Annotated in this window: 12 protein-coding genes; 10 read left to right on the forward strand and 2 right to left on the reverse strand. The window is 63.3% G+C overall.

Features of this window, described 5'->3' with window-relative positions; all coding sequences use genetic code 11:
- Window positions 1-33: 33 nt before the first annotated feature.
- Both ilvA and ACMFWR_RS03795 read right to left on the reverse strand, forming a co-directional pair.
- On the reverse strand, window positions 34-1,572 hold the full coding sequence (gene ilvA / locus ACMFWR_RS03790; RefSeq protein WP_413193693.1) for a threonine ammonia-lyase, biosynthetic: 1,539 nt from the start codon (window positions 1,570-1,572) through the stop codon (window positions 34-36).
- A 95-nt stretch (window positions 1,573-1,667) separates the two neighbouring features.
- Window positions 1,668-2,312: a nucleotidyltransferase family protein gene (locus tag ACMFWR_RS03795; RefSeq protein ID WP_413193694.1), complete on the reverse strand. Its 645-nt coding sequence runs from the start codon at window positions 2,310-2,312 to the stop codon at window positions 1,668-1,670.
- Between the two features lie 506 nt (window positions 2,313-2,818).
- Between ACMFWR_RS03795 and ACMFWR_RS03800 the strand changes: the two genes are divergently transcribed.
- The 10 genes from ACMFWR_RS03800 (at window position 2,819) to aspS (ending at window position 15,096) form a co-directional block, all read left to right on the forward strand.
- Window positions 2,819-6,808 carry a DUF3683 domain-containing protein gene (locus ACMFWR_RS03800; RefSeq protein WP_413193695.1) on the forward strand — a complete coding sequence of 1,330 codons (3,990 nt, stop codon included), beginning with the start codon at window positions 2,819-2,821 and terminating at the stop codon, window positions 6,806-6,808.
- Window positions 6,809-6,943: 135 nt separating this feature from the next.
- Window positions 6,944-7,393 carry an HIT family protein gene (locus tag ACMFWR_RS03805; RefSeq protein ID WP_413193696.1) on the forward strand — a complete coding sequence of 150 codons (450 nt, stop codon included), beginning with the start codon at window positions 6,944-6,946 and terminating at the stop codon, window positions 7,391-7,393.
- Window positions 7,390-7,794 (forward strand): gamma-butyrobetaine hydroxylase-like domain-containing protein, encoded by a 405-nt coding sequence (locus ACMFWR_RS03810; protein ID WP_413193697.1) that lies wholly within the window; start codon window positions 7,390-7,392, stop codon window positions 7,792-7,794. The genes ACMFWR_RS03805 and ACMFWR_RS03810 overlap by 4 nt, the downstream gene beginning before the upstream one ends.
- 152 nt (window positions 7,795-7,946) lie before the next feature.
- Window positions 7,947-8,678 carry a bifunctional demethylmenaquinone methyltransferase/2-methoxy-6-polyprenyl-1,4-benzoquinol methylase UbiE gene (ubiE, locus tag ACMFWR_RS03815; protein ID WP_413193698.1) on the forward strand — a complete coding sequence of 244 codons (732 nt, stop codon included), beginning with the start codon at window positions 7,947-7,949 and terminating at the stop codon, window positions 8,676-8,678.
- A 228-nt stretch (window positions 8,679-8,906) separates the two neighbouring features.
- The gene (locus ACMFWR_RS03820; RefSeq protein ID WP_413193699.1) at window positions 8,907-9,593 is read left to right on the forward strand and encodes an SCP2 domain-containing protein; all 687 of its coding nucleotides are present in this window, start codon (window positions 8,907-8,909) and stop codon (window positions 9,591-9,593) included.
- Window positions 9,593-11,167: a ubiquinone biosynthesis regulatory protein kinase UbiB gene (gene ubiB / locus ACMFWR_RS03825; RefSeq protein WP_413193700.1), complete on the forward strand. Its 1,575-nt coding sequence runs from the start codon at window positions 9,593-9,595 to the stop codon at window positions 11,165-11,167. The genes ACMFWR_RS03820 and ubiB overlap by 1 nt, the downstream gene beginning before the upstream one ends.
- A gap of 112 nt (window positions 11,168-11,279) precedes the next feature.
- The gene (locus ACMFWR_RS03830; RefSeq protein ID WP_413193701.1) at window positions 11,280-11,921 is read left to right on the forward strand and encodes a methyltransferase domain-containing protein; all 642 of its coding nucleotides are present in this window, start codon (window positions 11,280-11,282) and stop codon (window positions 11,919-11,921) included.
- Window positions 11,922-12,167: 246 nt separating this feature from the next.
- Entirely contained in the window at window positions 12,168-12,560 is a 393-nt protein-coding gene (locus tag ACMFWR_RS03835) for an FmdB family zinc ribbon protein (RefSeq protein ID WP_413193702.1), read from the forward strand.
- Between the two features lie 9 nt (window positions 12,561-12,569).
- A complete protein-coding gene (locus ACMFWR_RS03840) occupies window positions 12,570-13,229 on the forward strand; it encodes a DUF502 domain-containing protein (RefSeq protein ID WP_413193703.1) in 660 nt (219 codons plus the stop codon).
- 61 nt (window positions 13,230-13,290) lie between these two features.
- Window positions 13,291-15,096: an aspartate--tRNA ligase gene (gene aspS, locus ACMFWR_RS03845; RefSeq protein WP_413193704.1), complete on the forward strand. Its 1,806-nt coding sequence runs from the start codon at window positions 13,291-13,293 to the stop codon at window positions 15,094-15,096.
- Window positions 15,097-15,181: the final 85 nt, after the last annotated feature.

A 15,181-nucleotide genomic window follows, 5' to 3' on the forward strand; every position in this document is an offset into this window, starting at 1 on the left:
GCGTCTCCGTGGGGCGATTAATCGGGTGATCGATCAGGCGGCAAGAAACAATCGATACACCGGGTTGCGGCTCTCATCGTAGTACGGATAACCCAGCGTCGTCAGGAACTGCTGGAACGCCGCGATCTCGCCCGCCGGCACCTGGATCCCGACGAGAATGCTGCTGTAGTCGGCGCCCTGATTGCGGTAGTGGAACAGGCTGATGTTCCAGTTGGGCGCCATCGACGACAGGAAACGCATCAGCGCGCCCGGACGCTCGGGAAATTCGAAGCGGTAGAGCAGTTCGTCCTGCGCGAGCGGCGAATGGCCGCCGACCATATAGCGGATGTGCTGCTTCGACAATTCGTCGTGCGACAGATTGACCGTCGGAAACCCGTGGTTCTCGAAGGTCGAGCTGATTTGCCAGCTCTCGTCGCGGTTGCGGATCTGCACGCCGACGAAAATCTGCGCTTCACGCTTGTCCGCGATCCGGTAGTTGAATTCGGTCACGCTGCGATCGCCGACGAGTTCGCAGAAGCGCCGGAAGCTGCCGCGTTCTTCAGGGATCGTGACGGCAAAGACGGCTTCGCGCGACTCGCCGACCTCGGCGCGTTCGGCGACGAAACGCAGCCGGTCGAAATTCATGTTCGCGCCCGAGGTGATGGCGACGAGCGTCGCATCCTTGAGTCCTTCGCGCTCGACATAGGCCTTCAGGCCCGCCAGCGCGAGCGCACCCGCCGGTTCAAGCAGGCTGCGCGTGTCCTGATAGACGTCCTTGATCGCGGCGCATAGCGCGTCGGTATCGACAAGCACGACTTCGTCGAGATACGCCTTGCACAAACGGAAGGTTTCTTCGCCGACCAGCTTGACGGCCGTGCCGTCGGAGAACAGCCCGACCTCCGACAGGGTCACGCGTTCGCCCTTGGTCAGGGATTGCGCCATCGCGCACGAATCCTCGGTTTGCACGCCGATCACCTTGATCGACGGGTCGAGCGTCTTGACGAACGCAGCGACGCCAGCCGCGAGTCCGCCGCCGCCGATCGGCACGAAGATCGCGTGGACCGGGCCGCGACCAAGCGCCTGGTACTGGCGCAGGATCTCCATGGCCACGGTGCCTTGCCCGGCGATCACGTCCGGATCGTCGAACGGATGCACGAAGGTCAGGCCGCGCTGCTGCTGGAGCTCGGCCGCGCGCTGGTAGGCATCCGAATACGATTCGCCGGCCAGCACGACCTCGACCGCATTGCCGCCGTGAGCGCGGACGGCGTCGATCTTGACCTGGGGTGTCGTGACGGGCATCACGATGACCGCCTTGACGTTCATGCGCGAGGCCGACAGTGCAACGCCCTGGGCGTGGTTGCCCGCCGATGCCGTGATCACGCCGCGCGCAAGCGCCTCGGGGCTCAGATGTGCCATCCGGTTGTAAGCGCCGCGGACCTTGAACGAGAACACGGGCTGATTGTCTTCGCGCTTCAGATAAATCGAATTGCCCAGGCGTGCCGACAGGTTGCGAGCGGGTTCAAGCTCGGTTTCACGCGCAGCGTCGTAGACACGCGCTGTCAGGACCTTCTTCAGATAGTCGGGAGCGGACATGGGCGAAGACGAAAAGAGGCAAAAGATGGCAATGATAGCGCCCGGCGGCTTGTCGCCGGGCGTCAGGCGTTTTGAAGCGGGGTGTTTCGGCGGACCTAGTCCCGCATCAGCTCGGCGAGGTCGAGGGGCGTATCGATGTCGCGTACTACGCCGGCATCGAGCGTGTCGAGGTACTGGACGGGATGATCGCGGAGCAGGGCGCGGGCGCCCTCGTCACCGTCGAGTGCCGCGAGCGCCGGGCCATGCGCGGCACCGAAGCCGACCGGATGGCCTCGTACGCCGTCGTGCCGGGGCGCGACGATGACATCGCTGCCTGCGTCGGGCGCGATCACCGCTTCAGCAATCTCGAGCATCGTCGCCGGCGCGATCGCCGGCATATCGGCGAGGGCGACCAGCCAGCCGCGCGCGTCGTGGCTCGCACGTACCGCAGCCGCCAGCGCGGCACCCATTCCCCGCTCGGACTCGGCACTCAGCAGTACCTCGCAACCGGCTTCGGCCAGCAGTTTGCCCAGCGTGTCGGCATGTGCGGTGCCGGGGCGCACGACGGCAATGACCCGCGGCAGGGCCGCGCGCAGGCGCCGCGCGGCAGCGAATGCAACGGGCAGGCCGCGCATCGGGCCCGCCGGCAGCGGTTCGGTCAATTTGTTTCGCACACCCGCCGGGTCGAAGCGGGAGCCGAGGCCGGCGGCGAGCAGGATACCGACCGGCAAGTCCGGGCGAGGGCGGGCAATGTGACGCATGAAGAGTCTCCTTGGCTCGGGATTGTCGCATCGCTGACCCGCCGGGCGGGCGTTTCGAAAAGCCGCGAACGGCGAGCCCGGGCAGGGTCGCGCGTGGCCCACGCAGGCGCGGCTTTGCCGTCCTGCGACGAAGCGGCGCCGGTTTTTACCCAAATATCCCTTCAAAACCAAGGACAAACACCGATCGATGCATTGCAGTACAATCGCCATTCAAGAAAAGGACCCCGCAATGCTCTGGCAGCCCGCCCTTTCCCGCCATGCTTCGGCTTCCGCGCGCGTCACCCGCGTCGCTGTGGCACGCTCGCTGCTGCCGTCCCGATCGTGGCGCCCGACCGAATCCTGCAGACACTGACAGAATCAGTGCTCGAGCTCAGGAGGTCGATGCATCCGCACCCTCTGGATGCCGGCCCCGCCGCCACAGCCAGCCTTTTCCAAGCAATCCGCGCGCACTGCGCGCAACCGGCATCGGAGCCTGATTCCGGCGCCGGATAAATGAATCGTCGAACATGAACGCTCCCCAAGTATTCGACCCGCAGCCGAATGATGCGACGGTCGCTGCTCATGAGAACGGCCCGCGTCTGCGCGAGATCCCTTACAACTACACGTCGTTTTCCGATCGCGAGATCGTGATCCGCCTGCTCGGCGACGAGGCATGGCATGCGCTCGACGAGTTGCGCGCCGAACGCCGCACGGGACGCTCCGCCCGCATGTTGTACGAAGTGCTCGGCGACATCTGGGTCGTGCAGCGCAATCCGTACTTGCAGGACGATCTGCTCGACAACCCGAAGCGCCGCGAACTGCTGGTCAATGCGCTCTATCACCGCCTGAGCGAGATCGAGAAGCGCCGCAAGGCCGATCTGTCCTCGCACGATGACGAAGCGGGCCGCGACCGTGCTTCGCGCGTTGAAACGCTCGTGGTCGCCGCACGCAAGGCGGTCGAATCGTTCAAGGCGCAGTTCGAACAGACTTACGATCTGCGCAAGCGCGCGACGAAGGTGTTCGGCCGCGTCACGCAGAAGGACAACGTCAAGTTCGACGGCCTGTCGCGTGTGTCGCACGTGACCGACGCGACCGACTGGCGCGTCGAATATCCGTTCGTGGTGCTGACCCCGGACACGGAGGAAGAGATCGCCGGCCTGATCAAGGCCTGCTTCGAACTCGGCCTGACCGTGATTCCGCGCGGAGGCGGCACGGGCTACACCGGCGGCGCCATTCCGCTGACGCCGTTCTCGGCGGTCATCAACACCGAAAAGCTTGAATACCTGGGTCCCGTCGAAATGACGGATCTGCCGGGCGTCGACCGTCAGGTCGCGACGATCTATTCGGGCGCGGGCGTCGTCACGCGTCGCGTGACGGAAGCGGCAGAGGCCGCGGGCTTCGTGTTCGCGGTCGATCCGACCTCGCTCGATGCATCGTGCATCGGCGGCAATATCGCGATGAATGCGGGCGGTAAAAAGGCGGTGTTGTGGGGCACGGCGCTCGACAATCTCGCCTGGTGGCGCATGGTCGACCCGCAGGGCAACTGGCTCGAGGTCACGCGTCTCGAGCACAACCTCGGCAAGATCCACGACATCCCGGTCGCGCGTTTCGAATGCAAGTGGTTCGACGGCAGTTACGCACCGGGCGAAAAGCTGCTGCGTGCCGAAACCCTCGAAATCGAAGGCAAGCGGTTCCGCAAGGAAGGTCTCGGCAAGGACGTGACCGACAAATTCCTCGCAGGCCTGCCCGGCATCCAGAAGGAAGGCTGTGACGGCCTGATCACGAGCGGCCGCTGGATCCTGCACAAGATGCCCGCGCATACGCGCACGGTGTGTCTCGAGTTCTTCGGTCAGGCGCGCGATGCGATTCCGAGCATCGTCGAGATCAAGGACTTCATGTTCGAGCAGACGTCGAAGGGCGGCGCCATTCTCGCGGGCCTCGAGCATCTCGACGAACGGTATCTGCGCGCGGTCGGCTATGCGACCAAGAGCAAGCGCAATGCGTTCCCGAAGATGGTACTGATCGGCGACATCGTCGGCGATGACGCGGATGCGGTCGCGGCGGCAACGTCCGAAGTCGTGCGCATGGCCAACGGCAAGAGCGGCGAAGGGTTCGTCGCCGTGAGCGCGGAGGCGCGCAAGCGCTTCTGGCTCGATCGCTCGCGCACTGCGGCGATTGCCAAGCATACGAACGCGTTCAAGATCAACGAAGACGTCGTGATCCCGCTCAATCGCATGGGCGAGTACACCGACGCGATCGAGCGCATCAATATCGAGCTGTCGAACAAGAACAAGCTGCAGTTGCTCGACGCGCTCGACACGTTCTTCCGCTCGGGCAACCTGCCGCTTGGCAAGAGCGACGATGCCAACGAGATCCCGAGTGCCGAACTGCTTGAAGACCGTGTGAATCAGGCGCGCGAGCTGATCTCGCAAGTGCGTGCGCGCTGGACGTATATTCAGCAGCATCTCGACACGCCGCTTGCCGAAGCGCGCGACGATCTGTCGGCGGTCGGCTATGCATCGCTTGCCGATACGCTGGCCAAGCGCCTCGAAGTGCAACCGGATGCGCGTGTATTCCACGTTGCGCAGGACCGGACGATCCGCGTGTCGTGGAAGCAGGAGCTGCGCGCGGAATTGCGGCAGATCTTCAACGGCGGCGAATTCAAGCCGATTCTCGAGGCCGCGCAGGCGATTCACAAGAAGGTGCTGCGCTCGCGCGTCTTCGTCGCGCTGCACATGCATGCGGGCGACGGCAACGTTCACACGAATATCCCGGTCAATTCCGACGACTACGCGATGCTGCAGGACGCGCATCAGGCCGTCGCACGCATCATGGATATCGCGCGCTCGCTCGACGGCGTGATTTCGGGTGAGCACGGCATCGGCATCACCAAGCTCGAGTTCCTGACCGAGGACGAGCTGCGTGACTTCCGCGAGTACAAGACGCGCGTCGATCCTGAAGGCCGCTTCAACAAGGGCAAGCTGCTCGGTGGCGCCGACCTTCGCAATGCCTACACGCCAAGCTTCGGCCTGATGGGCTACGAATCGCTGATCATGCAGCAAAGCGATATCGGTGCGATCGCCGACAGCGTCAAGGACTGCCTGCGCTGCGGCAAGTGCAAGCCCGTGTGCGCGACCCACGTGCCGCGCGCCAACCTGCTTTACAGCCCGCGCAACAAGATCCTCGCGACCTCGCTGCTCATCGAAGCGTTCCTCTATGAAGAGCAGACGCGCCGCGGCGTATCGATCAAGCACTGGGACGAGTTCAACGATGTGGCCGACCATTGCACGGTGTGCCACAAGTGCGTGACGCCTTGCCCGGTCAAGATCGACTTCGGCGACGTGACGATGAACATGCGCAATCTGCTGCGCAAGATGGGCAAGAAGAAGTTCAACCCGGGTTCGGCGGCCGGCATGTTCTTCCTGAACGCCACGAACCCGAGCACGATCAACATGACGCGCAAGGTCATGATCGACTGGGGCTACAAGGCGCAGCGCCTCGGTAACGAGGTGCTCAAGAAGGTTGCGCGCAAGCAGGTGGCCAAGCCGCCCGCGACAGTCGGCAAGCCGCCTGTCGTCGAGCAGGTCGTGCACTTCGTCAACAAGAAGATGCCGGGCAACTTGCCGAAGAAGACGGCGCGCGCGCTGCTCGATATCGAAGACGACAAGATCGTGCCGATCATCCGCAATCCGAAGGCGACGAGCGTCGATTCGGAAGCGGTGTTCTATTTCCCGGGATGCGGCTCGGAACGCCTGTTCTCGCAGGTCGGACTCGCGACGCAGGCCATGCTCTGGCATGTCGGCGTGCAGACCGTGCTGCCGCCAGGCTATCTGTGCTGTGGTTATCCGCAGCGCGGAGCGGGCCAGTTCGACAAGGCCGAGAAGATCGTGACGGACAACCGCGTGTTGTTCCATCGTGTGGCGAACACGCTCAACTATCTCGACATCAAGACGGTGGTCGTGTCGTGCGGCACGTGTTACGACCAGCTCGCGGGCTACGAATTCGAGAAGATCTTCCCGGGCTGCCGGATCATCGATATTCACGAGTTCCTGCTCGAGAAGCAGGTCAAGCTCGAAGGGGCGACGGGCGTGCGGTATATGTATCACGATCCGTGTCACACCCCGATCAAGACGATGGACGGCACGAAGCTCGTCAATCAGCTGATGACAACGGGCGACAACGGCGGCTATACGATCGAGAAGAACGACCGTTGCTGCGGCGAGTCGGGCACCCTGGCCGTCACGCGGCCCGATGTGTCGACCCAGGTGCGCTTCCGCAAGCAGGAAGAAATGCAGAAGGGCACAGCCAAGGTCCGCAAGGACGGTTACGAAGGGGATGTGAAGATCCTGACGAGCTGCCCGTCGTGTCTGCAAGGCTTGTCGCGCTATCAGGGCGACACGGGTGTCGATGCCGACTACATCGTGGTCGAGATCGCACGCAACTTGCTCGGTGAGAACTGGATGGCCGATTACGTCGCGCGGGCCAATGCAGGTGGCATCGAGCGCGTGCTGGTCTGATACGGTTGGATACGACGAAGTGCGTCGATCTGGCTCGATGCACCTCAATGCACCTCAATGCGGCAAGGCGTGTGGCGCGCCACGCAGCGGGCGCTGTCATGCGGGCCGCGCAATCTGAATAACGGGGAGTCAGCGATGAGCTGCGTGTTTTGCGATTCCGATGGGGGAACCGTATTGTGGCGCGACGCGTCGCTGCGAGTCGTGCTGGCCGATGAGCCCGGGTATCCGGGCTTTTGCCGGGTGATCTGGAACACGCACGTTGCCGAATTCTCCGACCTCGATGCGCCTTCGCGCGCGCATCTGATGGAGACGGTTGCGGCTGTCGAGCGTGCGGTGCGGCAGGTCATGAAGCCCGGCAAGGTCAATCTCGCGAGCCTCGGCAATCAGGTACCGCATGTGCACTGGCATGTGATTCCGCGCTATGCGGACGATGCGCACTTTCCCAAGCCAATCTGGGCGGCGCCCGAGCGCGACGTCGCCGAGGTCCGGATCAATGAACGCGCGGCGCTGTCAGCCGGTCTGCACGATGCGGTCGTTCGCGAGATGCAGACGCTGGCTCCGACCGCGGCCGGAGGCATGCAATGAGCGTTTCGCCGACACCGTCCGGCCTCGTGCTGCACAAGCAGTCGAAGGTACTCGAACTTCAGTATGAAGACGGGCGTTCTTACCGTTTGCCTTTCGAATTGCTCCGTGTGATGTCGCCATCGGCCGAAGTGAAGGGCCACGGGCCAGGCCAGGAAACCTTGCAGACTGGCAAGCGCGACGTCGTGGTCGCGGGCCTCGCGCCCGTCGGACACTACGCCGTGCAGATCATGTTTTCGGACGGCCACGACTCCGGCATCTATACGTGGGACTATCTGTACACACTGGCGACACGGCAGGATGAAGTCTGGGCCGACTATTTGTCACGCCTCGCCGCCGCGGGTCTCGACCGCGATGCACCGATGCCGCCGGCCGGCGGCCATGGGCACGGCCACGCGCACTGACGCACCCAAAAAGGCGCGACGCAGGTAATATCGCGCCCATTCAAACAAGATTCGGCACACATCGGGGCCACGCCGCGCGCAGCGCACCTCGCGCGCGATGTCCGACGCCACGCGGCACACACCTTGCCGCGTCTTTACAAGGGTATGCAGCAATGAGCAAAACGCACTTCGGATTTGAGACCGTCGACGAAAGCGACAAGGCGGGCAAGGTCGCCGGTGTGTTTCATTCGGTCGCCTCGAAGTACGACATCATGAACGACATGATGTCCGGCGGGCTGCATCGCGTGTGGAAGGCGTTCACGATTGCGCAGGCCGGCGTACGGCCCGGATTCAAGGTGCTCGATATCGCCGGCGGCACGGGCGATCTCTCGAAGGCGTTCGCGCGTCAGGCCGGCCCGACCGGTGAGGTCTGGCATACCGATATCAACGAGTCGATGCTTCGCGTCGGCCGCGACCGTCTGCTCGACAAGGGCATCATCACGCCGTCGATGATTTGCGACGCCGAAAAGATCCCGATGCCCGACAACTACTTCGATGTCGTGACCGTCGCGTTCGGGCTGCGCAACATGACGCACAAGGACGTCGCACTCGCCGAAATGCGCCGTGTGCTCAAACCCGGCGGCAAGCTGATGGTGCTCGAGTTCTCGAAGGTCTGGGAGCCGCTGTCGAAGGCCTACGATCTGTATTCGTTCAAGGTGCTTCCGTTCCTCGGCGAGAAGATTGCCGGCGATGCCGAGAGCTACAAATATCTGGCCGAATCGATCCGCATGCATCCGGACCAGGAAACGCTCAAGACGATGATGGAAGAAGCCGGTCTCGATCGCGTCCGGTATTTCAATCTGTCGGCGGGTGTCGTCGCGCTGCACGTCGGCATGAAGTTCTGAAGTCCGGACTTCGCAAAGCCGGAAAGCCGTAAGACCGGGACGACCGGAGGCTGGAAACCAGGAAGTGCGGAAGTCCGAAAGTCCGGCGACGCCATGCTGCAAGCGCCGGGGTTTGCGATTCGCCGCGGGCCATCCGCATGGCTGTCCCGTATAGGTCATCCCCAGCGAATCGCCGTCGTCCACTAGAATGGCGAATTCTGGCCGCTGTCGCCGCTATTCAGAACGCACATGACCGTCGCTGCCAAACCCCTGATGGCCGCCATCAATCACCTGCTCGCACGCGAGGCCTGGGCGCGCGAGAAGCTCACGCCCTACGCAGGGCGCCGCGCACGCGTGGCCTTCCCGCTTGGCAATCTCGATCTCGAAGTTCAGCCCGATGGTTTGTTCGGGCCGGTTGCGCCGATGCTTGCGAGCGCCCATGAGGGCGATGCGGCGACGACGTCGGGCCAGCGTGAGCGTGAGACGCAAGCTTTCGATGTGACCATCGCTGTCGAAGCCGGCGCGGCTCCCGCGTTTTTGTCGGGCGGTCAGGCCGGTGCGATGAAACATGTCCGGATCGAGGGCGATGCCGAATTCGCCACGGCACTGGGCTATCTCGCCGAGCATCTGCGCTGGGAGCCCGAAGAGGATCTCGCCAGACTGATTGGCGATGCCGGCGCCTATCGCGCCGCGACGCTCGCACGGGATGTCGCCGAACGTGCGAAACGCACTGGCCGCAATCTGATCGAATCCGTCGCCGAGTTTCTGCTCGACGAAGACCCCCAGCTCGTGCGACGCGGCGAACTCGACACGCTGACGCGCGACCTCACGCGCACGCGTGACGACCAGGCCCGCCTCGAGAAGCGACTCGAGCGTCTCGAGCGTCAGGCCGGCGGCGCGTCTGCCGCGCCGAAACACGCGGACGGGACACACTGATGCGCGTGCTTCGTTCAATCAAGATTTTCTTCACCATCTGGCGCTACGGCCTCGACGAGATGGTGCTGTCGATGTTCCGCGGTCGTATGTTCCGTGTGCTCCTGCGGACCGTCACGATCGGGCGCCGGCTCGATACGATGTCGCGCGGCGTGCGCTTGCGTCTCGCTCTGGAAAGCCTGGGCCCGATCTTCGTCAAGTTCGGTCAGGTGCTGTCGACGCGACGGGATCTGCTGCCGCCTGATCTCGCGGTCGAGCTCGCGAAGCTCCAGGATCAGGTGCCGCCGTTCAGCTCCGAACTTGCCGTGTCGATTATCGAAAAGGCGCTGGGCAGGCCGATTGTCGAGATGTTCGACGACTTCGAGGCGGTCCCGGTTGCGAGCGCTTCGATTGCGCAGGTGCACTTCGCGAAGATCAAGTCGGGGCAGCATGCAGGCAAGGCCGTCGCCATCAAGGTGTTGCGGCCGAATATGCTGCCGGTGATCGACAGCGACCTCGCACTGATGCGCGATCTGGCCCGCTGGGCCGAGCGGCTTTGGGCTGACGGCAAGCGCCTGCGTCCGCGTGAAGTCGTGGCGGAGTTCGACAAATATCTGCACGACGAACTCGACCTGATGCGCGAGGCCGCGAATGCGAGCCAGTTGCGCCGGAACTTCGTCGGGCTCGATCTGCTGCTGGTTCCCGAGATGTACTGGGAGTATTGCTCGCAGCAAGTCATCGTGATGGAGCGCATGGTCGGCGTGCCGATTTCGCAGGTCGATACGCTGCGTGCGGCGGGTGTCGACATTCCGCGCCTCGCGCGCGAGGGTGTCGAGATCTTCTTCACGCAGGTGTTCCGCGACGGCTTTTTCCATGCCGACATGCACCCCGGCAATATCCAGGTAAGCCTCGCCAACGAGTCGTTCGGCCGGTATATCGCGCTCGACTTCGGCATCGTGGGCGCGCTGTCGGACTTCGACAAGAACTACCTCGCGCAGAACTTCCTCGCGTTTTTCAAGCGTGACTATCACCGCGTCGCGACGCTTCACCTCGAGTCGGGCTGGGTGCCGCCCGAGACGCGCGTCGAAGAACTCGAGGGGGCGATCCGCGCGGTCTGCGAGCCGTATTTCGACAAGGCGCTCAAGGACATCTCGCTCGGCCAGGTGCTGATGCGGCTGTTCCAGACCTCGCGCCGCTTCCAGGTCGAAATCCAGCCCCAGCTCGTGCTGCTGCAAAAGACCCTGCTCAATGTCGAAGGCCTCGGCCGTGAGCTCGATCCGGAACTCGATCTCTGGAAGACTGCGAAGCCCTATCTTGAGCGCTGGATGGCCGAGCAGATCGGGCCGCGCGGCTGGCTTGAGCGGCTCAAGGTCGAGATTCCGCAATGGAGCAAGACCTTGCCGCAGATGCCGCGCCTGATTCACCAACTGCTCGTCGATTCGCAGCGCGATATCGACGACAGTGATCTGCTGATGAAGGCCGTGCTGCTCGAGCAGCAGCGCATGAACAAACTGTTGCACGGGCTGTTGCTGTTCGCGATCGCAGCCGGTGTCGGTGTGGCGGCTACGTACCTTTGGAATATGTGGGCGGGCGGCTGAAGGATCTGAAATGTGCCGTGGCGGGTCGGAACGGGCGGCACGTCGTTGAGCCGGAGCGAGGGTGGTCGGAGCCCATTGAAGCCGGCGCTGGTGTGAGGCGGGATGGTGTCCTATGAGCGACAAACTTCGCGATCAGTTCGATATTCACGATCCGTCGCGTCCGGATTTCTGGAGCGAACGATTCGACAAGGGCTATACGCCCTGGGACCATCAGGGCGTGCCGGGTGTGTTCGTCGAATTCGCCACGGCGATTGAAGGGGGTGATGCACCGGCAGGCTCGCCGGTGTCGCGCCCCAGTGTCCTGATACCGGGCTGCGGCCGCGCGCATGAAGCACGCTGGCTCGCCGACCACGGCTTCGCCGTCGAGGCGGTGGATTTTTCGCGTGCGGCCGTCGCGGCTGCCCGCGATCAGCTCGGCCCGCATGCGCACATTGTGCGGGAAGCTGACTTCTTTGATTTTGCCCCCGCGCGTCCCGTCGGCTGGGTCTATGAACGGACCTTCTTCTGCGCGTTGCCGCCCGCACGACGCGCCGACTATGCGGCGCGCATGGCCGAACTGCTGCCTCCGGGCGGCCTGCTCGCCGGCCTGTTCTTCGTGACCGAGAAGCCGGTCGGCCCGCCGTTTGGCACCTCGCTCGACGAATTGCACCGGCTGCTGGATGCCGACTTCGAGCTCGTCGGCGAACGCCCGGTCGAGGACTCCATGCCGATATTCAAGGGCGTCGAGCGCTGGCTCGAATGGCGGCGCAGGTAGGCTGACGGTATCGACGACCGCGCGTCGGGTTTCCGCTGACGCTGTTTGAGGGCGCGCCGCGACCGGGCCGGGCCGACGTGGCCTGACGTGGCCTGACGTGGGCCGAAGGCCGGTGCCCGGGCGCCGGAGAGCGCCTGTCGACCCAATCCGGCGCGTAGCCGCAACGCACGAACCACGCCCAAAACCTTGGGGTTGGGCTTTCCGTCTATAATTCCGGGTTTTGCGTCACCTGTCAGGGAATCAGTCATGCCGATCTATGCTTACCGGTGCGAATCGTGCGGTTTCGCGCAGGATATGTTGCGTAAGATCTCCGATCCGCCTTTGTCCGTGTGCCCCGAGTGCAACAAGGACACCTTTCGCAAGCAAGTGACAGCCGCGGGCTTCCAGCTCAAGGGCAGCGGTTGGTATGTCACGGACTTCCGCAATAATGGCAGCGCACCGGCGGCGGCAAGCAAGAGCGGCGGGGCGACCGGCAGCAGCGAATCGACGTCTTCGTCCAGTGGCGATACGTCGGGCAGCGCTGCGTCGGCCCCGGCTGCGGCATCGTCGGCACCGTCGAGTGCATCCACTCCGTCATCGGCTTCGTCCGGCCCGAGTTCGGGCACGGCGGCCTCCGGCGGCGCGACGTCCTCTTCTTAGGCTTGACCGATGACTGCAAAGACAGCGAAGACCACCAAGAAAGTCACGCTCAAAACGTACTTCCTGACCGGGCTACTGGTGCTGGTCCCGCTCGCCATTACCTTGTGGGTGCTGGGGCTCGTGATCGGCACGATGGACCAGACCCTCAATCTGCTGCCGAGCTCGTGGCAGCCTGAACGCCTGCTCGGCTACAACCTGCCGGGCATCGGCGCGATCCTGACGCTCGTCTTTATCTTTATCGTCGGCCTGCTGACCCAGAATTTCATCGGGCAGAAGCTCGTCAAATGGTGGGAAACGCTGCTCGCGCATATTCCGATCGTCGGGCCGCTCTATACGAGCGTCAAACAGGTTTCCGATACCTTGCTCTCGAGCAGCGGCAATGCGTTTCGCAAGGCGCTGCTGATCGAGTATCCGCGCAAAGGGTGTTTCACGATCGCGTTCATGACCGGCATTCCCGGGGGCGATGTCGCGAATCATCTCAATGGCGATCACGTCAGCGTGTATGTGCCGACGACGCCGAACCCGACGTCGGGCTTTTTTCTGATGTTGCCGCGTAACGAGGTCGTCGAACTCGACATGACCGTCGACGCGGCGCTGAAGTACATCGTGTCGATGGGCGTGGTGGCCCCGAGCTCGCCGAACCGGCGCCAGATCGATCCGCCGCTGTAACGCCGTTTCTCCCATAACGAATAAACGAAGCAACGAAAGCTACTGAGCGAAAGTCCATATCATGTCGATGAGAACTCAATACTGCGGGCTGGTGACTGAAGCCCTGCTCGGCCAGACCGTTTCCCTGTGCGGCTGGGTGCATCGCCGCCGTGACCACGGTGGTGTGATCTTCATCGATCTGCGCGACCGCGAAGGCCTCGTTCAGGTCGTCTGCGATCCGGACCGCGCCGAGATGTTTGCGGTGGCCGAAGGCGTGCGCAATGAATACTGCGTGCATATCACGGGCCTCGTGCGTGCGCGCCCGGCCGGCACCGAAAATACGGGCCTCAACAGCGGCAAGATCGAAGTGCTGTGTCACGAGCTTGAAGTGCTGAACGCGTCGATCACGCCGCCGTTCCAGCTCGACGACGACAACCTGTCGGAAACGACGCGCCTGACGCACCGCGTGCTTGACCTGCGCCGTCCGCAGATGCAGCAGAACCTGCGCCTGCGCTATCGCGTCGCGATGGAAGTGCGCAAGTATCTCGACGCGCAAGGCTTTATCGACATCGAAACGCCGATGCTCACGAAGAGCACGCCGGAAGGCGCACGCGACTACCTCGTGCCCTCGCGTGTGAACGCCGGTCACTTCTTCGCGTTGCCGCAGTCGCCGCAGCTGTTCAAGCAGCTGCTGATGGTGGCGAACTTCGATCGTTACTACCAGATCACGAAGTGCTTCCGCGACGAAGACCTGCGCGCCGACCGCCAGCCCGAATTTACGCAGATCGACTGCGAAACCTCGTTCCTGACGGAACAGGAGATTCGTGACCTGTTCGAGACGATGATCCGCACCGTGTTCAAGAACACGATGAACGTCGATCTCGGCGATACGATTCCCGTCATGAAGTACGAAGAGGCCATGCGCCGCTTCGGCTCGGACAAGCCCGACCTGCGCGTGAAGCTCGAATTCACCGAGCTGACCGATGCGATGAAGGACGTCGACTTCAAGGTGTTCAGCACGCCGGCCAACACGAAGGACGGTCGCGTCGCTGCACTGCGCGTGCCGCATGGTGGCGAACTGACGCGTGGCGATATCGACAGCTACACCGATTTCGTCAAGATCTACGGCGCGAAGGGCCTCGCCTGGATCAAGGTCAACGAAGTGGCGAAGGGCCGTGATGGTCTGCAAAGCCCGATCGTCAAGAATCTGCACGATGCAGCCATCGCGGCAATTCTCGAACGTACGGCAGCACAGGATGGCGACATTATTTTCTTCGCGGCGGATCGCGCGAAGGTCGTCAACGACAGCCTCGGCGCGCTGCGCCTGAAGGTGGGCCACTCGGAGTTCGGCGTCGAGAAGGGTCTGTCGGAACAGGCATGGCGCCCGCTGTGGGTCATCGACTTCCCGATGTTCGAGTACGACGAAGAGAACACGCGCTGGGTTGCAGCTCACCATCCGTTCACGAGCCCGAAGGACGAGCACGTCGACTACCTCGAAGCCGATCCGGGCCGTTGCCTGGCCAAGGCCTACGACATGGTGCTCAACGGCTGGGAAATCGGCGGCGGTTCGGTCCGTATCCACCGCGAAGAGATCCAAAGCAAGGTGTTCCGCGCGATGAAGATCGGCGCTGAAGAAGCTCGCGACAAGTTCGGCTTCCTGCTCGACGCGCTTCAATACGGCGCGCCGCCGCACGGCGGTATCGCGTTTGGTCTCGACCGCATCATCACGATGATGGCCGGCGCCGATTCGATCCGTGACGTGATCGCGTTCCCGAAGACGCAACGTGCGCAGGATCTGCTGACGCAGGCGCCGAGCGAAGTCGACGAAAAGCAACTGCGCGAGTTACATATCCGCTTGCGCGCGCAAGAACCGGCAAAGACGGTCTGAGCAGCGCCGCCCGGTTGATACAGGAAACCTCCCCGATTCGGGGAGGTTTTTTTTTTGTGCGCGAACAGGCGGCGCGCGGGGTGCG

It is taken from the genome of Pararobbsia alpina (assembly GCF_965118125.1).
In the GTDB taxonomy this organism is placed as follows: Bacteria; Pseudomonadota; Gammaproteobacteria; order Burkholderiales; family Burkholderiaceae; genus Pararobbsia; species Pararobbsia alpina_A.